The sequence below is a fragment of the Methylobacterium sp. WSM2598 genome, from assembly GCF_000379105.1.
Lineage (GTDB): Bacteria > Pseudomonadota > Alphaproteobacteria > Rhizobiales > Beijerinckiaceae > Methylobacterium.
Window position 1 is genome coordinate 6614864 of sequence record NZ_KB900609.1, and the last position, 22331, is coordinate 6637194.

At 73.0% G+C, this 22331-nt stretch carries 18 protein-coding genes; 12 read left to right on the top strand and 6 right to left on the bottom strand.

Going from position 1 to position 22331, the window contains the following annotated elements; translation table 11 throughout:
- Positions 1–7 precede the first annotated feature (7 nt).
- Positions 8–1330 carry a patatin-like phospholipase family protein gene (locus MET2598_RS0130765; RefSeq protein WP_018263473.1) on the bottom strand — a complete coding sequence of 441 codons (1323 nt, stop codon included), beginning with the start codon at positions 1328–1330 and terminating at the stop codon, positions 8–10.
- A 265-nt stretch (positions 1331–1595) separates the two neighbouring features.
- Positions 1596–2897, bottom strand: coding sequence for an SLC13 family permease (locus tag MET2598_RS0130770; RefSeq protein ID WP_012335960.1), 1302 nt, complete (start codon positions 2895–2897; stop codon positions 1596–1598).
- A gap of 671 nt (positions 2898–3568) precedes the next feature.
- Here MET2598_RS0130770 and MET2598_RS0130780 point away from each other — a divergent pair.
- Together MET2598_RS0130780 and hspQ are read left to right on the top strand one after the other, a co-directional pair.
- Positions 3569–4618, top strand: coding sequence for an HpcH/HpaI aldolase/citrate lyase family protein (locus tag MET2598_RS0130780; protein ID WP_018263475.1), 1050 nt, complete (start codon positions 3569–3571; stop codon positions 4616–4618).
- Between the two features lie 164 nt (positions 4619–4782).
- On the top strand, positions 4783–5130 hold the full coding sequence (gene hspQ / locus MET2598_RS0130785) for a heat shock protein HspQ (RefSeq protein ID WP_012335958.1): 348 nt from the start codon (positions 4783–4785) through the stop codon (positions 5128–5130).
- A gap of 136 nt (positions 5131–5266) precedes the next feature.
- On the opposite strand, the gene MET2598_RS0130790 is transcribed toward hspQ, so the two are convergent.
- A complete protein-coding gene (locus tag MET2598_RS0130790; RefSeq protein ID WP_012335957.1) occupies positions 5267–6028 on the bottom strand; it encodes an invasion associated locus B family protein in 762 nt (253 codons plus the stop codon).
- Positions 6029–6276: 248 nt separating this feature from the next.
- Here MET2598_RS0130790 and MET2598_RS0130795 point away from each other — a divergent pair, with 248 nt between their 5' ends.
- Both MET2598_RS0130795 and MET2598_RS0130800 read left to right on the top strand, forming a co-directional pair.
- Positions 6277–7554: an AMP-binding protein gene (locus MET2598_RS0130795; protein WP_018263476.1), complete on the top strand. Its 1278-nt coding sequence runs from the start codon at positions 6277–6279 to the stop codon at positions 7552–7554.
- Between the two features lie 181 nt (positions 7555–7735).
- Positions 7736–8077 (top strand): hypothetical protein, encoded by a 342-nt coding sequence (locus tag MET2598_RS0130800; protein WP_012335955.1) that lies wholly within the window; start codon positions 7736–7738, stop codon positions 8075–8077.
- Positions 8078–8098: 21 nt separating this feature from the next.
- On the opposite strand, the gene recG is transcribed toward MET2598_RS0130800, so the two are convergent.
- Complete coding sequence (gene recG, locus MET2598_RS0130805; protein ID WP_018263477.1) at positions 8099–10213, bottom strand: ATP-dependent DNA helicase RecG; 2115 nt, start codon at positions 10211–10213, stop codon at positions 8099–8101.
- 172 nt (positions 10214–10385) lie between these two features.
- Here recG and MET2598_RS0130810 point away from each other — a divergent pair, with 172 nt between their 5' ends.
- The 4 genes from MET2598_RS0130810 to MET2598_RS0130825 all read left to right on the top strand — a co-directional run bounded on the left by MET2598_RS0130810 (position 10386) and on the right by MET2598_RS0130825 (position 15342).
- Positions 10386–10682, top strand: a complete 297-nt coding sequence (locus MET2598_RS0130810; protein ID WP_018263478.1) for an FAD assembly factor SdhE — start codon at positions 10386–10388, stop codon at positions 10680–10682.
- A gap of 159 nt (positions 10683–10841) precedes the next feature.
- Positions 10842–14453, top strand: a complete 3612-nt coding sequence (gene mfd, locus MET2598_RS0130815) for a transcription-repair coupling factor (protein ID WP_018263479.1) — start codon at positions 10842–10844, stop codon at positions 14451–14453.
- Positions 14454–14542: 89 nt separating this feature from the next.
- The gene (locus MET2598_RS0130820) at positions 14543–14797 is read left to right on the top strand and encodes a hypothetical protein (protein ID WP_012335951.1); all 255 of its coding nucleotides are present in this window, start codon (positions 14543–14545) and stop codon (positions 14795–14797) included.
- Positions 14798–14898: 101 nt separating this feature from the next.
- Entirely contained in the window at positions 14899–15342 is a 444-nt protein-coding gene (locus MET2598_RS0130825) for a hypothetical protein (RefSeq protein ID WP_012335950.1), read from the top strand.
- Between the two features lie 24 nt (positions 15343–15366).
- Here the strand turns inward: MET2598_RS0130825 and MET2598_RS0130830 are convergent, their stop codons facing one another.
- Both MET2598_RS0130830 and MET2598_RS0130835 read right to left on the bottom strand, forming a co-directional pair.
- On the bottom strand, positions 15367–15567 hold the full coding sequence (locus tag MET2598_RS0130830; RefSeq protein WP_012335949.1) for a hypothetical protein: 201 nt from the start codon (positions 15565–15567) through the stop codon (positions 15367–15369).
- 400 nt (positions 15568–15967) lie between these two features.
- Positions 15968–16267 (bottom strand): GCG_CRPN prefix-to-repeats domain-containing protein, encoded by a 300-nt coding sequence (locus tag MET2598_RS0130835; protein WP_018263480.1) that lies wholly within the window; start codon positions 16265–16267, stop codon positions 15968–15970.
- 495 nt (positions 16268–16762) lie between these two features.
- On the opposite strand from MET2598_RS0130835, the gene MET2598_RS0130840 reads away from it, so the two are divergent.
- The 4 genes from MET2598_RS0130840 to aceF all read left to right on the top strand — a co-directional run bounded on the left by MET2598_RS0130840 (position 16763) and on the right by aceF (position 22325).
- Positions 16763–17029 carry a DUF6489 family protein gene (locus MET2598_RS0130840; RefSeq protein WP_012335947.1) on the top strand — a complete coding sequence of 89 codons (267 nt, stop codon included), beginning with the start codon at positions 16763–16765 and terminating at the stop codon, positions 17027–17029.
- Positions 17030–17189: 160 nt separating this feature from the next.
- Positions 17190–17942 carry a YoaK family protein gene (locus MET2598_RS0130845; protein ID WP_012335946.1) on the top strand — a complete coding sequence of 251 codons (753 nt, stop codon included), beginning with the start codon at positions 17190–17192 and terminating at the stop codon, positions 17940–17942.
- Between the two features lie 274 nt (positions 17943–18216).
- Positions 18217–20886 (top strand): pyruvate dehydrogenase (acetyl-transferring), homodimeric type, encoded by a 2670-nt coding sequence (gene aceE / locus MET2598_RS0130850; protein ID WP_018263481.1) that lies wholly within the window; start codon positions 18217–18219, stop codon positions 20884–20886.
- A gap of 116 nt (positions 20887–21002) precedes the next feature.
- On the top strand, positions 21003–22325 hold the full coding sequence (gene aceF / locus MET2598_RS0130855) for a dihydrolipoyllysine-residue acetyltransferase (protein ID WP_018263482.1): 1323 nt from the start codon (positions 21003–21005) through the stop codon (positions 22323–22325).
- Positions 22326–22331 lie beyond the last annotated feature (6 nt).

Below are 22331 nucleotides of genomic sequence, written 5' to 3' on the forward strand. Positions count from 1 at the left end.
GGCGCCCTCAGCGCGCCGCCTCGGCGCGCCGGTCCGTGCCCTTCCGTGCGGTCTCGCCGCCCTTGACTTCGGCTTCGCCGCCCTTGACCTCGGCGTCGCCGCGCTTGACCTCGGCGTCGCCGCCCTTGCCCTCGATCGCGCTCGTGGTGACGGCGTCCGGCCGCCAGTCGAAGGCCGTGCCGTCGCGCCCGAGCGCCTCGCCATGGGCGAAGAGCGCCCGCATGTAGCCCTGGTCGAAGGGCGCGGGCGAGCAGCGGCTGAAGCGGGAATCGATCAGCGCCACGTGCAGCGTCAGGCCGGTCCGGCCCGCGAAGCCGCGGGCGAGCGCGACCGCCGCGGCGGTCTGGGCCCGGATCGCCGCCGAGAGCGAGCGGCCGAGGACGCTCAGCATCGTGCGCGAGGCGACCTGGAAATCGGGCGCGAGGCTGTTGTTGACGACGAGGTAGACGGCGGGCGCGGGCAGGCCGCCCGGCTCCTCCCCGAGGATCTGGCGGCCCGGCGCCAGGAAGAACGGGGCGGTGGTGCCGCCGTCCGCATGCATCTCCTGGAACGTCTTGCCGGACGGGCCGGCCGCGTCGATCATCACCGGCGGGAAGAGCCCGGGGACCGCCGCCGAGGCGAGCATCACCTCGCGGAACAGCTTGAGCCCGGCGGGCCCGCCGATCCCGGCGATGGCCCCCATGTCCCACAGGACCGGGCGGCCGCTGTCGAGCTCGGTCGTCGCCACCAGGAGGCGGCGGCCCTTGCGGTGCTCGGCCGCGACCTCGGCGAGGAGCGCGGGCGTGACGCTCTTCTCGATCTGGCGCTTCAGCGGCCAGGTGTCGGTGAGCGCCGCGTCGCTGCCCCCGAACTCGAACACGTCCGCGGCGGTGGTCTGCGTGTAGGCCTGTTCGAGGGCCGCGTCGTAGCGGGCGCCCGCGAAGGCGAAGGGGGCGATCAGCGCGCCGGTCGAGACCCCCGTGACGACGCCGAAATCCGGCCGGTTCCCGGCGCCGCTCCAGCCCTTCAGCAGACCCGCCGCGTAGGCGCCGTTCTCGCCCCCGCCCGAGAGCACGAGCCAGGGCGCCTGCCCGGCCCGCGGCGCCCCGGCCAGGAGGTCGCGGAAGGCTGCGGGGTCGTCGCCGTTCAGGCGGACCTGCGCGGGCAGACCCTCGGGCCGCGCCGCCGCGAGGTCGCCGGCCGTGAACTCGGTGCGGGCGAACTCGGTGCGGGCGCCGCCGCGCCGTCCGGGGGCCGCCGGGTTGCCGGCCGTCGCCGGCGTCGCGAGGCCCGCCCCGAGGAGCAGAATCGCGGCGCAGGCCATGCCGCGCCGCCGGGTCGATCCCGACATCGTCTCGTCCTCCGCCGCCCGCCTCGCAGAGGAAACGCCCCGCTCCCGGCCCCGTTCCGGCCCGGCGCGGCCGCATGTGCGGGACGACACATGAGGGGGCTGGCTCGACTTGCGCCCCCAAGTATCCGCGCACCCTCGGGTGCCGCCGGGGCGATCCGTCCGGCTCACCCGGGGATTTGCACGAATCGACGGCAGTGGAGCGGCCCCACGACGTCTCGGCCTGGTCCGCGCGGGACTGTGAGCCGGCTGAACATCGCGCGGGAGGTCAGGGGATCCAGCCGAGGAGGCGGAACCAGGCGTAGTCGAGGGGGGCGAGGAGCACGAAGGTGACGAGGGCGACGGCGAGGCAGGGGATCAGGCCCGCCCGCGCCGGGACCCCGGCCATGCCCATGGCCACGACGACCGGCGCCGCCTGGTAGGGCAGGAGCGGCGTCGCGTAGCCGATCACCTGCGCCATCACCACGGCGGCGAGCGGCAGGCCGGTTCCGTCCGCGAGGGCGCGGGCGAGCGGGGTGAACAGGGCCGGGGCGGCGCTGCCGGTGACCGTGAAGTTGAGCACCGTGACGAGGCCGAGCACGCCCGCGAAGCCGAGCGCCGGCCGCGCGGGGTCGCGGGGCAGCACCGCCAGCACCTCGCGCCCGATCGCGTCGCCGAGGCCGGTGCGGGCGACCAGGGCGGCGAGGCCGAGCACGCCCGCGATGTAGAGGCAGGTGCGGATGTTGACCCCCGCGGCGAAATCCTCGCCGCTGAGGAAGCCGATCCGGGGCAGCAGGCAGAGGCAGGCGGCGGCGAGCCCGATCCAGGCCGGGGGCACGCCGTGCAGCGCGTCGGTGGCCCAGAGGATCAGGGTGGCGGCGAGGAGAAGGGCGAGGCGCCGCTCCGCCGGGCTCAAGGGGGCCGCTTGCTCGGGCGCGACCGGGCGCGGCGTCGCGCGAAACAGCGCGCACAGGCAGGCGGTCAGCACCAGCCCCTTCAGCACGCCGAGCACCGGCGCGTGCAGGGCGAGGTAGGACAGGTAGGGGACGTGGAGTCCGTAGGCGCTCTCGGCCGCGCCCGCCATGACGAGGTTGGGGACGTTGGCCGGCAGGATGCTGGCCGAGAGTTCGTAGGTGCCGAAGCCGACCGCGAGCGCGAGCGCGATCCGCCCCGGCTCGGCGAGGCCGCAGCGCTCGCTCAGCGCCATCACGATCGGCATGAGCAGGGCGATGCGGCCCATGTTGGAGGGCATCACGAAGGCGAGCGCGTAGGCGAGCGCCACGGTGCCGCCGACGAGGCGCGGCCAGGAGCCCGAGAGATGCGGGGCGAGGGCGCGGGCGACCCGGTCGGCGAGGCCGACCTTGCGGATCGCCGTCCCGATCACGAAGCCGCTCAGCACCAGCCAGAAGGCGGCGGACTGGAAGCCCGCGAAGACCGCGTCGGCGGGCGCGGCCCGCAGCACCATGGCGGCGGCGAAGAAGAGCAGCGCGGTGAGGTATTCGGGCAGCCGCGCGGTGGCCCAGAGCAGGATCGTGCCGAGAGCGATCAGGCCGGGCAGCAGCAGGCTCCCGGGGGCGAGGGCAGGTCCCATGTGGCGATTCCTCCTGGCCCCCGCATCGCATGACGGGGGCCGCGCCGACATGCGTGAGTGGGCAAGGGGCGCTTCGCGCCGCGCGAAGGGCTCCCGCGCGACGCCTCACGGCACCGCCCCTCGTGGCCGGCCAGCGCCATCAGCAGGGGCACGGCCGTGACCAGGAACAGGCTGTCGGCCACGAAGATCAGGGCGACCGGCGCTCCCGCGGCGGGCCCGAGCGCCCCCAGCACCAGGGGCGGAGCCATGTGGCCGCTATGGGCGCAAGCGCCCGCCAGCCCTATCGGCGTCGTCTCGCCGAGGGGCTCGTCCGAGACGAGGCGGAAGAACAGGCAGGGCAGCGCCACGGAGATGACGCAGAATTGCAGCCACGCGAAGCCCGCCGCCCCTCGGGCCGCGGCACGAAGCGCCCCGAGACCCAGCCGACGGCGATCAGCCCGAAGAACGGGGCCAAGAGATCGAACAATCCCTGGACATCCACGCTCCGCTCCCGGCCGCCGGTCCGCCCCCGACCATCGGCGGAGCGCCCGCGTCTTTACGCTGGCGCAGCGCATGCACTAACCCTCGCGGGCGAGCCAGGGCGGCGGACGGGCCTCCCCGCCCCGCGCGGCGCTGGGCTCGGGCCGGGGGAAGCCCCCGACGGGACCCGACCCCCACCAGGAGATCACGCCATGAAACTGCCGCGCCGCTTCTTCCAGCCCCTCGCCACCGGGGCGCCCGCCCCGTTCCGCGACCTGCCGGTGCGCCTCGAGCGGATGATCCACTTCGTGCCGCCCCACAACGACAAGGTCCGGGCCCGGGTGCCGGACCTCGCCAGCCAGGTCGACGTGGTGCTGGGCAACCTGGAGGACGCGGTCCCGGCCGACCAGAAGCTCGCCGCGCGCAAGGGCTTCATCGCCATGGCGAAGGCCACCGACTTCGCGGCGGCCGGCACCGGCCTGTGGACGCGCATCAATGCCCTCAACAGCCCCTGGATCCTCGACGACCTGATCGAGATCGTCGGCGAGGTCGGAGACCGGCTCGACGTCGTGATGGTGCCCAAGGTCGAGGGGCCCTGGGACATCCACTACATCGACCAGCTCCTCGCCCAGCTCGAGGCGCGGGCCGGGATCGCCAAGCCGATCCTGGTCCACGCCATCCTGGAGACGGCCGAGGGCGTGGCCAACGTCGACGCCATCGCCTGCGCCTCGCCGCGCATGCACGGGATGAGCCTGGGCCCGGCCGACCTCGCGGCCTCCCGCGGCATGAAGACGACCCGGGTCGGCGGCGGCCACCCGGATTACCGCGTCCTCGCCGACCCGGCCGAGGGCGGGGCCGCGCGGGCGAGCGCGCAGCAGGATCTCTGGCACTACACCATCGCCAAGATGGTCGATGCCTGCCAGGCGAACGGCATCAAGGCCTTCTACGGCCCCTTCGGCGACTTCTCCGACGCCGCCGCCTGCGAGGCGCAGTTCCGCAACGCCTTCCTGATGGGCTGCGCCGGCGCCTGGACGCTGCATCCGAGCCAGGTCGCCATCGCCAAGGCGGTGTTCGCGCCGGACCCGGCCGAGGTCGCGTTCGCCACGCGCATCCTGGCGGCCATGCCGGACGGCACCGGCGCCGTGATGATCGACGGCAAGATGCAGGACGACGCGACCTGGAAGCAGGCGCGGGTGATCGTGGACCTCGCCCGGCTCGTCGCCGCCAAGGATCCCGACCTCGCCAAAAGCTACGGGCTCTGAGGCGACGGCCTCCGAGGCTGCGGCCTCCGAGGCTCCCCGGGACGCGCGTCCTGTGGCATGATGCGGCATGGCGGCCCGGTGAAAGCCGGTGCCGCCGCACTTACCTGTGCGCGATGCACACCCGTCCCCCCGACCCCGCCGTCAGTCCCGCCATCGGCCCCGCCATGTCTCCGCCGCCCGTCGCGATCCGCCGCGCCAAGTTCAACATCGGGGCGGTGGTGCGCCACCGCATCTACCCGTTCCGCGGGATCATCTTCGACGTGGACCCGGTATTCAACAACACCGAGGAATGGTGGCTGGCGATTCCCGAGGAGGTGCGGCCGGCCAAGGACCAGCCCTTCTACCACCTGCTCGCCGAGAACCAGGACACCGAGTACGTGGCCTACGTCTCCGAGCAGAACCTCGTGCCCGACACCTCGGGCGAGGCCCTGCGCCACGCCCGCATCCCCGACCTCTTCGTGCACGACGCGGCGACCGGCACCTACCGGATGCGGGCCGAGACCGCGAATTAGGCCGGCGCCCCGGCCTCCGGCCCGCCGCGCGGGACGGCGCCCATGACACGCACCCATGACACGCGCCGATGAAAGGCGCCCATGAAAAAGGCCGGGCGTCGCCGCCCGGCCGTCCTCGTCCCTGCCGGGCCCCCCCTCACTTCGGCTGGGCGGCCGCGGCCGGGGCGCCGCCCTTCTGGGCCTCGAGCTGCTTGCGCATCTCCTCGCTGCGGCGCTCCAGCTCGGATTGCAGCTTCTTCTGCTGCTCCTCCAGCACCTTCGGGTCGATCGGCGGGCCGTCGAAGGCCTTGCCGAAGCCCGCGAGCGGCACCGCGAAGGTCACCGGGCGCTGCGCCTGGTTCTGCACGGTCAGGTTCAGGGTCGTGCCCTTCTTGAGGGCGGCGATGAGGTCGTCCTTCAGGCCCGCCACCTCGGCGAAGCAGCCGTTCGGGAAGCAGACCGCGTACTTGCCCGGCGTCGACTGGCCCTGGTCGACCGAGAACAGGATGCCCGGCTGCAGCAGCAGGCCGAGCGGCAGCAGGAAGCGGGCGACGCGCACGTTGCCCTGCGCGCCCTTGAGGTCGTAGATCGCGGCGGCGAGAACCGGCTGGCCCTGCTCGGAGACGAAGTCGCGGGTGGTGTAGCAGACCTCGGCGTTGCTGCCCTGGTCCTTGCCGCAGACCTTGGTCCATTCCGTCTGGGACGGCTCGGACTTCACGGTCACGATCTGCGGGCCGGTCTGCTGCGGGGCCGCGCCCTGCGGCGCGGGGGCCGCCGGGGCCGGGGCCGCCGGCTGCGCGGGAGCGGGCTTCTTCGGCTGGGCCAGAACGGGGCCGGTCGCGAGGCCGAGCCCGAGCCCGGCCAGGGCGAGACAGAGGGCGGCCTGGTGCGGGCGCGCGGGACGTGTCGCGAAGAACATCAGCTGGGAACCCCTCGGTTCGGCTTGGTTTTTTGAAGCCGTGCGCCGCGCGGGCGGCGTGTGGACGGTGTGGGGAGCGGGGCCGGCGACCTCGCTCGACCTTCGGGCGCCTGCTTCCCCGCCGATTGAGGCGAAGACATGACCTCCCGGCGCCGCCCTTAGCGCAGGGGCGCCGCCCTGGCGAGAGCCATCTTCAACCGATCTTAACCACGAGCGGCGAGGGTGGCGCCGGACGGGCGAGGTGCGCGGTGGCGGCTCAGAATGCGGTGATGCGGGACGCGGGAGCCTCGCGCCCCGGAGCGGAGCGGGAGCCCGGGGAGGCGCCGGCGCGGTCGCTCGGCCTCGCGGCGCTGCTCGCCGCCACGGCGGACCGCCATCCCGAGCGCATCGCCCTGATCGACCAGCCCGACAAGCCGAGCTGGTGCGGGCGCCCCGCCATCACCTGGACCTTCGCGGCGGCGCGCGAGATCGCCGCGCGGCTCACGGCCGGCCTGCAGGCCCTGCGCCTGCCGCCGCGCAGCCCCGTCGGCCTGTGCATGGCCGGGATCACCGAGAGCCACCTCGCCCTGCTGGCGATCGAGCAGGCGGGCCACCTGCCCTGCCTGCTGCCGGTAACTTGGGACGAGGCGCGCCTGCTCCAGGCCGTCGAGGCGGCGCAGGTCCAGGCCGTGATCACCCAGGGCCAGATCGGCGAGGACCGCCCCGCCGAGCGCCTGTGCCGGGTCGCGGCGCGCTACTTCCCCCTGCGCTTCGTCGCCGCCTTCGGTCCCCACGTCCCGGACGGGGTGCTGGGAATCGACCGGCTGGTGCTGGACCACCGGGCCGACGCGGCCTTCGGCAGCGCCGAGGTGGCCGGCCTCGTCACCTTCGCGGGCGAGGAGACGCCCCGGCCGGTCCTGCGCGACGGCGACGGGCTGACGGCCGCGACCGCCCAGTTCCTGGTCCCGGCCCGGATCGAGCCCGGCGACCGCATCGTCAGCCTGCTCCCGCCCGCCGACCTGCGCGGCCTCGTGCCCGGCCTCGCCGCGGCCCTGCTGGCGGGGGCGACCCTGGAATCGCACCCGGTCTTCGACAGCGCCTCCCTGGCGGCGACGCTGGCGCGGGACGTCCCGACGCATCTCGTCGCGCCCGGCTGGATGGAGCCGGGCCTCGGCCGCACGGAGGTGCCCGCCCGCCTGCGCAGCCTCGTCTTCGTGCATCGCGCGCCCGTCCGGCTGAGCGGCCGCGCGCCCGGGCGGCGCGGCGTCACCGACGTCGTCGTGCTCGACGAGCTCGCCCTGGTGGCCGGCCGCCGGGAGGCGCAGGACGTCGCCCTCATGCTGGCCGCGCCGGAGCGCGCCGGCGCGGGCGGCCTCCTGCAGCTTCGCCGCGAGCCGGACGGGCGCCTCGCGGTCCGGGGGCCGGCCGCCTCCGCGCGTGTGTTGCAGCGCGGCATCGCCCGCAACGAAAGTGTGGATGAGTGGACGGTGTCGCGCTTTCGGGCGACGCGGCTCGGCGGGGTCGCCACGGCCCTGGAGCCGGCTTGAGACGGGGCGGCTCGCGACGCCGCTTACGCTTGGTTTACCAGGGCCTTAGACAATGGCCCGGCGGATCCGCGCGCCGCGCGGCCGGGAGCCCCGCGCCGTGCCGCGGTGAACCTTTGGTGGCTATCCGAGTTGATGCTGCGGCGCCTTCACGAGAGGCGCGCGACGGATTACCACTTGCCTCATGGGTGCGCTGCAGAAAGTTCTCGTCGTCGACGATGGCCACCGCGCCATCGATCGGGCTCTCTCCGCCGAGCTGGCCGGGCTGGGTTACGCGAGCGTGACCGCCTCGCTCGAAGCCGCGGATGACGTTCTGGCCGTGATCCCCCGGCCGGCGGCGGTCCTGCTGCACGTGCCCCCGCGCGAGGCGGGGTCGTTCCGCGCCATGGCCGAGCGCCTGCGCGAGCAGATGCGCACGGCCGGCATCCCGGTGATCGTGATCGACGAGGCCGGCGGTCAGAATGGCGGGCCGATCGACCTGCAGAGCCGGATCGGCACGCGGGTGCTGAACGAGCCCGACCTCTGAGGCGCCCGCGGCGGGCGCCCCCTACCCCGCTCCGAGCAGCCTCACGGCGGCGTCCCGCTCGAACAGGGAGAGCAGCACCCGCAGCGCTTGGCCGCGCTCGCCCGCGAGGCCGGGATCGCGCTCGACGATCAGCCGCGCGTCGTCGCGGGCCGCGAGCAGGAGGTCGCCGTCCACCTCCGGCCGGGCGAGCCGGAACGCGGCGAGGCCCGACTGGCGGGTGCCCAGCACCTCGCCCTCCCCGCGCAGGCGCAGGTCCTCCTCGGCGATGCGGAATCCGTCCTCGGTCTCGCGCATCATCTCGAGCCGCGCCCGCGCCACCTGGCCGAGCGGCCCGCGATAGAGGAGCAGGCAGGTCGAGGCGGCCGCCCCCCGCCCGACCCGGCCGCGCAGCTGGTGGAGCTGCGCGAGGCCGAAGCGCTCGGCGTGCTCGATCACCATGATGGTCGCCTCCGGCACGTCGACGCCCACCTCCACCACCGTGGTCGAGACCAGGATGCGGGTCTCCCCGGAGGCGAAGCGCGCCATCGCCTCGTCCTTGTCGCGCCCCGGCATCTTGCCGTGGACGAGGCCGACCGCGGCGCCGAAATGCTGGCGCAGGTCGGCGCAGCGCTCCTCGGCGGCGGCGAGGTCGATCACCTCCGACTCGGCGACGAGGGGGCAGATCCAGTAGACCCGCTCGCCCCGGGCGAGCGCCCGCTCCAGCCCGGCCACGACCTCGTCGATCCGCTCGGTCGAGACGAGGCGGGTGGCGATGGGCTGGCGGCCGGCCGGCTTCTCGTCGAGGACCGAGACCTCCATGTCGCCGAAATAGGTCAGCGCGAGGCTGCGCGGGATCGGCGTCGCGGTCATCACCAGGATGTCCACCGCCTCGCCCTTGGCGCCGAGGGCGAGGCGCTGATGCACGCCGAAGCGGTGCTGCTCGTCGACGACGGCGAGGCCGAGATCGCGGAAGGCCACCTCCTCCTGGAACAGGGCGTGGGTGCCGACCGCGATGGCGATCGAGCCCTCGGCGAGCCCCTTCAGGGTCGCGCGCCGCTCGGCGGTGCGGTCGCGGCCCGTCATCAGCACCAGGGAGAGGCCGGCGGATTCCGCCAGGGGGCGCAGGCGCTCGGCGTGCTGGCGGGCCAGGATCTCGGTCGGCGCCATCATGGCCGCCTGGCGCCCGGCCTCGATCGCCGAGGCCATGGCGAGCATCGCCACCGCGGTCTTGCCCGAGCCGACATCGCCCTGGAGCAGGCGCAGCATGCGCCGGTCGGAGCGCATGTCGCCGCGGATCTCGGCGAGCGCGCGGATCTGCGCCCCGGTGAGCCGGAACGGCAGCGCCGCCTCGATCCGCCGCGAGAGGTCGCCGTCGCCCGCGTTGATCCGCCCCGGCGGCCGCCGCATCCGGCTGCGCACGAGCGCCAGGGCGAGCTGCGAGGCGAGGAGTTCGTCGTAGGCGAGGCGGCGGCGCGTCGCGGGCGGGGGCTCGCCCTCGGCGGGCGGCGGCGCGTCGGGCCGGTGCTCGGCGCGCAGGGCCTGCGCGAAGCCGGGCCAGCGCTGGCGGGCGAGCCAGGCCGGATCCTGCCACTCGGGCAGGTCCGGCAGGCGCTCGACGGCGCCCTGCGCCAGCTTGCCGATCGCCCGCGAGGTCAGGCCCTCGGTCGCTCCGTAGAGGGGCTCGACGGCGGGCAGGTCCGAGAAACCCTTGTCGTCGAGGATGCGGGCCGGATGGACCATCTGGCGGAAGCCGTCCCAGAGCTCGATCCGGCCCGAGACGTAGCGGCGCGCGCCCACCGGCAGCATCTTCTCGATGCGGGCGCGGGGCATGTTGAAGAAGACGAGGCTGATGTCGCCGCTCCCGTCCTCGACCAGCACCCGGTAGGGCCTGCGGGCGCCGACGGTCTGGGGCGGGCGATGGGCCACGACGGTGACGCAGAGCGTCACCGGCTCGCCGGTCGGCGCCTCGGCGATCGACCCCTTCAGCTGCCGCGCCACGCCGCCGTGCGGCAGGTGGAAGAGCAGGTCGACCACCCGCGCCGGGTGCTCGGGCGTGCCGAGGAGCCTGTCGAGCAGCGCCGCCATCTTGGGCCCCGCCCCGGGGAGCACGGTCGCGGGCGCGAACAGGGGATCGAGCAGGGAGGGACGAAGCGACATGCGGGGGGTGGGCGAGGAGCGGGACCGGGGCGGTATACACGAGCGCGGCGGGCCCGGAGGGCCCTGCGACGATGCGGGATGACGCGGGCGGCGGCATCTCCCATATACGAGACCGATCCGCGCGGGCCGCGTGGCCCTGCGGATGTCCCCCGTTGCGCTTCGGGACCCGACGATGACCGGCACCACCCGCAGCAGCGCCGACCTCGATCCGCGCCGCCGCCGCACGCTGTTCCGCTCCTGGCACCGGGGCATCCGCGAGATGGACCTGATCATGGGCCGCTTCGCCGATGCGGAGATCGGCACCCTCACGGAGGAGGAGCTCGACGATTTCGAGCGCCTGATCGAGGTGCCGGACCGCGACCTCTTCCGCTGGATCAGCGGCGAGGAGGAGGCCCCGTCGAACTACGACACCCCCGTCTTCCGCCGCCTGAAGGGCTTCCACCAGCACGGCGCTCCTATCCACACCTGAGGAATCCGAGGGAGCGAGGCCCCTTCGGCGCGGGTAAGGGGCCGCGCGGGCCCCCCTGCGGGCGAAGCTCTCCCCCGCGGGGGCCCGCCTCGCCCTGCAGGGGACCCGCCCCCGCCCCGCAGGGGCCGCGCAGCCCCGGATTCCCGAGATTCGTTCGAGATGGCCAAAGCCGATCCCAACCCGTCTTCCAAGCCGCCTTCCAAGCCGCCGGTCGCCCGGTTCGCGCTTCCCAAATCCGCCGCCCTCACCCGGGCCGTCGAGGCGCTGCGGCGGGGCGACAGCCCCACCCTCGCCCGGGTCCCGGACGGGTTCGACGCCCTGGTCGTGGCCGACCTCGCGCGGGTGCTTGGCCAAGATCCGCAGAGCCGGGCCTCGCAGGGCCCGGCCGCGCTCGTCCACGTCGCCCGGGACGGCACCCGCTCGGCGGCCTTCGCGGGCGCGCTCGCCTTCGTGGCGCCCGAGATCGAGGTGCTGAGCATCCCGGCCTGGGATTGCCAGCCCTACGACCGGGTCTCGCCGAACCCGGCCATCGCGGCCGAGCGGATGACGGCCCTGTCGCGGCTGGCCCGCACGCGCAGCTCCGAGGAGCGCCCGCGCGTCGTCGTGACCACGGTCAACGCCCTGGTGCAGCGGGTGCCGGCCCGCGACCGCATCGCGGTCGAGACCTTCTCGGCGGCGGTCGGCAACGCGGTCGACACCGACAAGATCGTGGCCTGGCTCGAAGCCAACGGCTTCCTGCGCACCGGCACCGTGCGCGACACCGGCGAGTACGCGGTGCGCGGGGGCATCATCGACCTCTCGCCGCCGGGCCTGCCCAACCCGGTCCGCCTCGACTTCTTCGGCGACACGCTCGAATCGATCCGCAGCTTCGATCCCGAGACCCAGCGCACGATCGGGCAGCTGCGCTCCCTCGACCTCGTTCCGATGAGCGAGGTGCAGCTCACCACCGAGACGATCCGGCGCTTCCGCCAGGGCTACGTCGCGGCCTTCGGGGCGGCGACCCGCGACGACCGGCTCTACGAGGCGGTGAGCGAGGGGCGGCGCGCGGCCGGGCTCGAGCACTGGATGCCGCTCTTCTACGACCGGCTCGACACGCTGTTCGACTACCTGGCGGGCGTGCCCCTGGTCTTCGACAAGGACGTGGACGACGCGGCGGGCGAGCGGCTCGGCCAGGTCCAGGAGTATCACGACGCCCGCTGCGAGGCGCTGAAGGCGCCGCAGCCCGGCGTCGCGCCCTACAAGCCGCTCGGGTCCGACGCGCTCTACCTCTCGCCGGCCGAGTGGGCGAAGCGGGTCGAGGGCGCCCGCGTCGCCCGCCTCACCCCCTTCGCGGTGCCGGAGAGCCCCGGGCGCCCGATCGTCGATTGCGAGGCCGAGCCCGCCCGCAACTTCGCGCCCGAGCGGGCGCAGGAGGGCATCAACGTCTTCGACGCGGCGGTGCAGCACGTGCGCGCCCTGCAGGGCTCGGGCCACCACGTCATCCTGGCGGCGTGGTCGGAGGGCTCGCGCGACCGGCTCTGCGGCGTGCTGACCGACCACGGCCTGCCCAAGCCGAAGACCGTCACCCGCCTGTCGGACACGCTGGCGTTGAAGCGCGGCCAGGACGTGGCGGTGGCGGTCTGGGGGCTGGAGGCGGGCTTCACCATCGAGCGCCTCGCGGTCGTCGCCGAGGGCGACATCCTGGGCGACCGGCTGGTGCGGCCCAAGCGCAAGGCCAAGCGCCCCCAGGACGTGATCCTGGAGGTGCAGGCGCTGAGCCCCGGCGACCTCGTGGTGCACGCGGATCACGGGATCGGCCGCTTCACCGGGCTCAAGACCGTGACGGCGGCGGGCGCGCCGCACGATTGCCTGGAGATCCAGTACAATGGCGGCCTGCTGCTGCTGCCGGTCGAGAACATCGAACTCCTGACCCGCTACGGCTCGGAGGAGGCCGACGTCCCCCTCGACAAGCTCGGCGGCGGGGCGTGGCAGGCGCGCAAGGCGAAGCTGAAGCGCCGCATCCTGGAAATGGCGGGCGCGCTCATCAAGGTGGCGGCCGAGCGCTTCCTGCGCCCCGCCCCGAAGCTGGTGCCGCCGGACGGCACCTACGGCGAGTTCGCGGCCCGCTTCCCCTACGAGGAGACGGAGGACCAGGAGGCGGCGATCGCCGCGACCCTCGGCGACCTCACGGCCGGGCGGCCGATGGACCGGCTGATCTGCGGCGATGTCGGCTTCGGCAAGACCGAGGTGGCGCTGCGCGCCGCCTTCGTGGCGGCGATCTCGGGCAGGCAGGTCGCCGTGGTGGTGCCCACCACCCTGCTCGCCCGCCAGCATTACCGCACCTTTTTGGAGCGCTTCAAAGGCCTGCCGGTGACGGTCGCCCAGGCCAGCCGCTTCGTGTCGAGCGCGGAGCTGAAGCGGGTGCGGGAGGGGCTCGCGGACGGCACGGTCGACATCGTGGTCGGCACCCACGCCCTGCTCGCCAAGACGATCGCGTTCCGGGACCTCGGCCTGATCATCATCGACGAGGAGCAGCATTTCGGCGTCGCCCACAAGGAGCGCCTCAAGGCCCTGCGCGCCGAGGTGCACGTGCTCACCCTCTCGGCGACGCCGATCCCGCGCACGCTGCAGCTCGCCATGACGGGGGTGCGCGAACTCTCGATCATCGCGACGCCGCCGGTGGACCGGCTGGCGGTGCGCACCTTCGTGACGCCCTTCGACCCGCTGCTCGTCCGCGAGGCGCTGCTGCGCGAGCGCTACCGGGGCGGCCAGGCCTTCTACGTGGTGCCGCGGATCGAGCACCTCGACGAGGTCAAGCGCTTCCTCGACCGGGAGATGCCGGAGGCCAAGGTCGGGATCGCGCACGGGCAGATGGCGGCCGGCCAGCTCGAGGACGTGATGACGGCCTTCTACGAGGGCAAGTTCGACATCCTGCTCTCGACCACCATCGTCGAATCGGGCCTGGACATCCCGACCGCCAACACTCTGATCGTGCACCGGGCCGACATGTTCGGCCTCGCCCAGCTCTACCAGCTGCGCGGCCGGGTCGGCCGCTCGAAGGCCCGCGCCTACGCGCTCTTCACCACGCCCGAGGGCAAGGCCCTGACGGTGCAGGCCGAGCGGCGGCTCAAGGTGCTGCAATCCCTCGACACGCTGGGGGCGGGCTTCCAGCTCGCCAGCCACGACCTCGACATCCGCGGCGCCGGCAACCTGCTCGGCGACGAGCAATCCGGCCACATCAAGGAGGTCGGCTACGAACTCTACCAGCAGATGCTGGAGGACGCGGTCGCGGCCCTCAAGGAGGGCAAGGCGGTGCCGGCCGACGAGCAATGGTCGCCCACCATCGCGCTCGGCGCCCCGGTCACCATGCCGGAGGAGTACGTCTCCGACCTGTCGGTGCGGCTCGGCCTCTACCGGCGCCTCGCCACCCTCGACAGCGACGCGGAGCTGGAGAGCTTCGGGGCCGAGCTGATCGACCGCTTCGGCCCGCTCCCGCCCGAGGTCGAGCAGCTCCTCAAGATCGTCACGATCAAGATCCTGTGCCGGGAGACCAACGTCGAGAAGGTGGAGGCCGGGCCGAAGGGGATCGTGTTCCACTTCCGCGACCGCGCCTTCGCCAATCCGGCGCGGCTCGCCGCCTACATCGCCGAGCAGCGCTCCTTCGCGAAGGTCCGTCCGGACATGAGCGTGGTGTTCATCCGCAACCTCGACACGGTGGCCGAGCGGCTGAAGGAGACGACCGCCATCCTGCGCGACCTCACCAAGCTGACGAGCCGCCGCAAGGCGGCCTGATCCGGAGCCGCGCGGCCCTCGATCGGGGCGGTTGTTATCGATCCGGGGTTGAACGACACTCGGGGCTCCATCCGAGGTGGAGGAACCCCGTGAGATCCGCGACGAGCCTCCTGCTGGCGGGGGCGCTCCTGGCGCCCGCCGCCGCCCGCGCGCAATCCGACGCCGACCGGACCGGGACCGGGGGCGGACCGCGCTCGACCATCACGGCGCCGCACACGAGCTCGAGCGGGCGGACGATGCCCCGGGGCGACGACCGCGCCCTGGAGCGGGGCATCGAGGGCCGCACCCGCGAGGAGCGCCGCGACGACGCGATCGACGGCACGATCTGCGCCGGCTGCCGCTGAAGTTGCGCCGGAACCGGTTTGCACTCGCCCCGTTTCGGGGGCAGATAGGCTTGACCGTCGCGGACCCGGGCCGCGGGCCGCCACGGCGAGGGATCCCTGACATGCGCGCTGCCTCCCGCCTCCGTCCGCTCCGCGCCGCCCTGGCGGCGCTCGTCCTGCTGCCGGCGGGCCTCGACGCGGCGCAGGCCGGCTGCACGAGGCGGATCACCAACCGCTCGGCGCTGACCCTGGTGGGAAGCCAGAACGGCGGGCCGGCCTTCGTGCTGCCGCCCGGCCATTCCCGCACCGTGCGGCTCGCGGCGCCGGGGCAGTTCGACCTCCTCGCCACCTGCGGGCCGGCGGGCAGCGTCGTGGCGGACCTGCACGTCCCCTACGAGGCCGTCCTCGACCGCTGCTACGTGGAGATCGGCACGAACGTCCTGGCCTCGACGTTCGGGCGCGGCTTCCTCGGACTCCAGGGCACGGGCCCCTTCGCGGTCAACGCGCCGCGCCAGGGCGACATCGTCCTGGGCCCGGGGGCGAACGAGGCCTGCCTGATCCGCTGAGCGGGGGCGCCGCGATGGGGGCCGCTACGGCGCCGCGCCGAGCGGCCCCGGCGCTGTCATGCGGCGCGAGGCCTGGGCGACGAGGCGCGCGAAGGCGGTCGCGGCGGCCGAGGCCTGGACGTGGCTGCCGTAGGTCTCGTCCGAGCGCAGCAGAGTCGCGCCGCGCGGCCCGAGCAGGCGCCAGCCCCACTTCCCCGGTCCTTCCTGCTCGACCCGAAACTCCATGGCCGCCTCGCAAGGTTCCGCCTCGCACAATCGGGCCCTAGACTGACAGGGCCCGGCCCGTGAACGGGATGCGACAGCCGCGCCACCGCGCGGGGGAGCCGGCCGAGTCGGGCCACTTGTCCCCGTTATCAACATGATTCTGAGGAGCCGCGGCTGCGCCGGTCTCCCCGCGCGGGCGGGTCGGGCCTGCGCGCGACGTCACCCGCGACTCGCCGCCCCGACCCGGACCCCTGGGGAGCGCCGCCCCTGCCCCGCCGCCCGGCCGCCGCGCGCGGTGGCGGCGTCCCGCCCGGCGGGACGCCGCCCTGGGCCCGCCAAGCGGGCCGCCGTGAGGGCCCGCCAAGCGGGCCGCCGTGAGGGCCCGCCAAGCGGGCCGCCGTGAGGGCCCGCCAAGCGGGCCTCAGAAGAAGCGGATGCCGAACCCGTGATGGGGGTGCCAGGGACGATAGCCGTAGCCGTAGCCGTAGACCGGGCGGTAGGGGCGGTAGAAGCCGTAGCCGTAGGGACGGTAGAACGGGCGGCAGTGGCCCCAGGCGTTCGGAGCCCAGCCCGGGCCGCAGCCATACGCGACGGTCTGGACCTGGGCGTCGCCCGCGATCAGGCCGGCCGGCGCCACCGCGCCCGGCGCGGCGCTCGCCGCCGAAGCGAACCCGAGACCGCCGGCGACCACGGCCAGCGCCAGAACCTTGGTGTTGATCATGGTGACATCTCCTCTCGATTATCCATTCGCGGCATCGCGAAGCAGGAACAAGAGAAGGAATAGTCTTCGGCAGCCCAGACGAATGTGCCGAATGTCACCGGGAAGGGGCGGGCCGGGTTTGGCGCAATCGGACACGAGGAGCCCGGCCCGCCGCCGCGCCGTCAGGAGAGGGGCTGGACGATCGGCGCGGCAGAACTCCTCTCGCACGGGGCGAGCGGCCGCGCTGTTCACATAGGACGAGCTTGCTGGAGAAATGGGGCGAAGAGGCGGGCCGGGCTCGAAGGTCCCCCCGGTCCAGCAAGACCCGGCCCGTCGTCGTCCCTTCGCCACCAAGCCGAAGCGGGCCGACGAGCGATCCTCGCCGGGCGCGACCGAGCCCGCGTTGATCCATATCAACTAGGGGTTTCGGGCGATTCCCGGTCCGCGCCCTTTACAAAAGGACGGGAATGCCCCTGTGTGATCCGGGGCGCCGCGCGCTCTTGAGGGAAGGTGGTCATGAAGTTCCGCGTCGAGGTCGACTGCACTCCGCTCGAAGCGCGCCAGTTCGTCGGCCTCCCGAACGTCGAGCCCATGCAGGCGGCGGTGATGGCCGAGGTCGAGCGGCGCATGCTCGCCGACATGGAGCGCTTCTCCCCCGACACGATCATGCGCAGTTGGTTCTCGCTGTTTCCCCAGAACGCCGACCAGATGCAGTCCCTGTTCCTGAAGATGTTCCAGCAGGGCTTCGGCGGCGGGTCCTCCCCGCCGGCCCGCAACGAGTGAGGGCGGGGCGTGCCGCGGCGGTCGAACCTGCCCCCGGGGGAATTTCCTGCTCCGGCCCATGACGGACTCTAATCCCGAGGAAGGCTGCGGCATCCGGCCCGCCCCGCCCTAGGGGAACGTGCGACGGCTCCGGCGGTTTTGGGCCGGAACCGGAGATCCCATGCACGACAAGTCCTTTCCCGCCAGCCCGACCACGCGCATCCCGCTCGCCCTCGCCCTGTCGGGCCTCGCGGGATGCGCCGACGCGATCGGCTTCCTGCAATTCTCGCAGCTCTTCATGTCCTTCATGTCCGGCAACACCACCCGCTTCGGCGTGGCGGCGGCGCACGGGGACTGGGACGGCACGACCCGCGTCGCTTCCGTCATCGCCGTGTTCTGCTTCGGCGCCTTCGTGGGCACGGTGATCGCCGCCTGGGCCGGGCGCTGGCGCCTGCCGGTGCTGCTCGGCCTGCAGGCCGGCTTCCTGACCATCGGGCTCGTCATGCCGCCCGGGCCCTTCGCCTTCCCGGTCCACGCCTACCCGGTCGTCTTCGCGCTCGGCATGCAGAACGCCACGCTCCAGGACGAGGACGGGCGCAGCCTCGCCCTCACCTACGTCACCGGCGCGGTGGTCCGCTTCGGCACCGGGCTCGCCAACCTGCTCCTCCACAAGCCGGCCAAGTCCTTCTGGATCCAGGCGCCGCTCTGGGGCGCGCTCAGCACCGGGGCGGTGGTGGGGGGCCTGCTGCACGGCCAGTTCGACGAGCGCGCCTTCCTGTTTCCGGCGAGCCTCGCGGCCGTCCTGGCGGTCGGCGTCACGCTCCTCACGCTCGCCAGGCCCGGCAGCCCGCTCGTCGCCGGCACGGCGCCCGCCCCGGACGCGCCGGGCGACGCAAGGCCCGTCTCCCGGCTCCGCACGGCCGAACGTTTCTGAACGTTGTCCGCACGCCCGGCCTCGCCGCGCGCGAAGACATCCCGGCCGCCTCGCGAGCGGCCGGGCGGCATGCGCGACGGTCTGAACTTCCGGACAGCGTTTCGGTTCCATTCCGAAATTCCGGAACGACGATGGCCGGGAGCACTCGCAACCCCTTGCACTTCCTCGCTGGTCCAATAGCGTGAGTGGTGGCACGGCCTGTGCTCGATGCGGGCCGGACACCGCCGGACGCCCCCGAAAGGCGGCCGCGGCACCAACGAGGGAGGACAGACGAGTGGAACGCAGCCGCGAACGCGACCCGCGTGATCCCGACCCCATCGAGACCCGGGAATGGCTCGAGTCCCTCGACGGGGTGCTCGAAGTCGAGGGGCCCGAGCGGGCGCATTTCCTGATCGAGCAGGTCATCGAGGAGGCCCGCAAGAAGGGCGCCCCCGTCCCCTACTCCGCCAACACCGCCTACCTGAACACGATCCCGGTCGAGGCGCAGCCCCCCCACCCGGGCGACAGGGCGATCGAGCACCGCATCCGCTCGGCGATCCGCTGGAACGCCATCGCGATCGTTCTGCGGGCCAACAAGGAATCCTCCGAGCTCGGCGGCCACATCGCGAGCTTCCAGTCGGCCGCGACCCTCTACGACACCGGCTTCATGCATTTCTGGCACGCCGCCGACGAGACGCATGGCGGCGACCTGATCTTCGTGCAGGGCCATTCCTCGCCGGGCATCTACGCCCGCGCCTACCTCGAAGGGCGCCTCAGCGAGGAGCAGCTGCTCTCGTTCCGCCAGGAGGTCGGCGGCAAGGGCCTGTCCTCCTATCCGCATCCCTGGCTGATGCCGGATTTCTGGCAATTCCCCACCGTCTCGATGGGCCTCGGGCCGCTGATGGCGATCTACCAGGCGCGGTATCTCCGCTACCTGCACCATCGCGGCCTCGCCGACACCGACCGCCGCAAGGTCTGGGCCTTCATGGGCGACGGCGAGATGGACGAGCCCGAGTCGCTCGGCGCGATCTCGCTTGCCGCCCGCGAGAAGCTCGACAACCTCGTCTTCGTGATCAACTGCAACCTGCAGCGCCTGGACGGGCCGGTGCGCGGCAACGGCAAGATCGTCCAGGAACTCGAGGCCAATTTCCGCGGCGCGGGCTGGAACGTCGTCAAGGTGCTGTGGGGCTCAGGGTGGGACCAGCTGCTCGCCCGCGATTCCTCGGGCATGCTGGCCCGCGTGATGGCCGAGTGCGTCGACGGCGAGTACCAGGACTTCAAGTCGAAGAACGGCGCCTACATCCGCGAGCACTTCTTCGGCCGCTATCCGGAGACCAAGGCGCTGGTCGCCGACTGGAGCGACGACGACATCTGGCGCCTGACCCGCGGCGGCCACGACCCGAGCAAGGTCTACGCGGCCTACCACGCCGCGGTGAACCACAAGGGCCAGCCCACCGTCATCCTCGCCAAGACCGTCAAGGGCTACGGCATGGGCGAGGCCGGCGAGGCCCAGAACATCACCCACCAGCAGAAGAAGATGGGCGAGGCGGTCCTCCGGCAGTTCCGCGACCGCTTCCAGATCGACCTCTCGGACGAGAAGGTCTCCGGCATCCCGTTCATCCGCTTCCCCGAGGGCTCGCCGGAGCACCGCTACCTGATGGCGCGCCGGCAGGCGCTCGGCGGGCCGCTCCCCGCCCGGCGGCGGAAGTCGGAGAGCCTCGCGATCCCGCCGCTCCAGGCCTTCGACGCGCAGCTCAAGGAGACGGCGGGCCGGGAGATCTCCACCACCATGGCCTTCGTGCGGGTGCTCAACACGCTCCTGCGCGACAAGGAGATCGGCAAGCGCATCGTGCCGATCGTGCCCGACGAGAGCCGCACCTTCGGCATGGAGGGCATGTTCCGCCAGTTCGGCATCTTCAGCCAGGTCGGCCAGCTCTACCGGCCCGAGGATGCCAACCAGCTGATGTACTACAAGGAGGACAAGAACGGGCAGATGCTGCAGGAGGGCATCAACGAGGCCGGGGCGATGTCGTCCTGGATCGCGGCGGCGACCTCCTACTCGCACTCGAACGCGCCGACGATCCCATTCTACATCTACTACTCGATGTTCGGCTTCCAGCGGGTCGGCGACCTGGCCTGGGCGGCGGGCGACCTGCGGGCGCGCGGCTTCCTGATCGGCGGCACGGCCGGGCGCACCACGCTCAACGGCGAGGGGCTGCAGCACGAGGACGGCCACAGCCACCTGTTCTCGGCCACGATCCCGAACTGCGTCTCCTACGACCCGACCTTCTCGTACGAGGTGGCGGTGATCGTGCAGGACGGTCTGCGCCGGATGTACGGCGAGCAGGAGGACGTCTTCTACTACATCACCGTGATGAACGAGAACTACGCCCATCCGGGCATGCCGGACGGAGCGCAGGAGGGCATCATCAAGGGGATGTACCTGTTCCGCGAGGGCAAGGGGAAGGGCCCGCGGGTGCAGCTCCTGGGCTCGGGCACGATCCTGCGCGAGGTCATCGCCGGGGCGGAGCTGCTGGAGAAGGATTTCGGCATCGTGGCCGACATCTGGTCCTGCCCGAGCTTCACGGAGCTGCGCCGCGAGGCGATGGCGGTGGAGCGCTGGAACATGCTCCACCCGGACGAGACCCCGCGCAAATCCTACGTCGAGACCTGCCTGTCGGGCCGCTCCGGCCCGGTGATCGCGGCGAGCGACTACATGCGGCTGTTCGCCGACCAGATCCGCCCCTTCGTGCCGGCCCGCTACAAGGTGCTGGGGACGGACGGGTTCGGGCGCTCGGATTACCGGGTGCGGCTGCGCGACTTCTTCGAGGTCGACCGGCGCTGGGTGGCGGTGGCGGCGCTCAAGAGCCTCGCGGAGGACCAGATGGTGCCGACCGCGAAGGTCTCGGAGGCGATCGCCAAGTACGGCCTCGATCCGGAGAAGCCGGCGCCCTGGACGGTGTGAGTCCGGCCCCCGCGCGGCGCGCAGGCCGCGGATCCCTCGCCCGCGGGCGAGGGATCCGCGGTCCGCGCCCCGCGCGTCCCATCCAGCCCACCCAGTGACGTGACGGGAGAGACGTCGTGGCGACCGAGGTCAAGGTTCCGGATATCGGCGACTTCAAGGATGTGCCGATCATCGAGGTGCACGTGAAGGAGGGCGACACGATCGGGCCGGACGACCCGATCATCTCGCTCGAATCCGACAAGGCCACCATGGAGGTGCCGGCGCCCTCCGGCGGCGTGGTCGAGAAGCTGCTGATCAAGATCGGCGACAAGGTGAGCGAGGGTCACCCGATCCTGCTGCTCAAGGGCGAGGGCGATGCCAAGGGCGACGCGACGAGCGCGCCCAGGAGCGAAAGCGAGAGCAAGGGCAACGGGGCCGCCCCGGCCGACACCGCCGCCCTGATCGCCAAGCAGGAGCCGCCCGAGAGCGCGGCGCCGCCGGCCCCGGTTCCGGCCCCGGCGGCCTCCGGGGCGGGTATCCCGGACTTCTCGCAGATCCATGCCAGCCCGGCCGTGCGGCGGCTCGCCCGCGAACTCGGCGTCGACCTCAACGCGATCAAGGGCACCGGCGAGAAGGGCCGCATCACCAAGGAGGACGTGAAGGGCCACCTCACCCGCTCGGCCGCCCCGGCGCCCTCCGGCGCGGTCTTCGCGGGCGGCGGCATGGGCATTCCGGAGATCCCGGCCGTCGACTTCTCGAAGTTCGGCCCCACCGAGACCAAGCCGCTCGCCCGGATCAAGAAGATCTCGGGGCCGCACCTGCACCGGGCCTGGCTCAACGTGCCCCTCGTCACCCACCAGGACGAGGCCGACATCACCGAGACCGAGGCCTACCGCAAGGACCTCGACAAGACCGCCAAGGACAAGGGCTACCGCGTCACGCTGCTGGCCTTCCTGATCAAGGCCGCCGTCTCGGCCCTGCGCCAGCACCCGGAGTTCAACGCCTCGCTGTCGCCCGACAAGGAGGCGCTGATCCTCAAGCGCTACTACAATATCGGGGTGGCGGTGGACACGCCCGACGGGCTCGTGGTGCCGGTGGTCAAGGATGCCGACCGCAAGGGCATCGGCGAGATCAGCCAGGAGCTCGGCGCCCTGTCGAAGAAGGCCCGCGACGGCAAGCTCGGCAGCGGCGACATGCAGGGGGCGAGCTTCACGATCTCGTCGCTCGGCGGCATCGGCGGCACCGCCTTCACGCCGCTCGTCAACGCGCCCGAGGTGGCGATCCTCGGCGTCGTGCGCTCCAGGATGGCGCCGGTCTGGGACGGGTCGGAGTTCAAGCCGCGCCTGATGCTGCCGCTCTCGGTCTCCTACGACCACCGCGTCATCGACGGGGCGCTCGCGGCCCGCTTCACCCGCCACCTCGCCCACGTCCTGGAAGACGTGCGGCGGCTCGTGATCTGAGGAGCC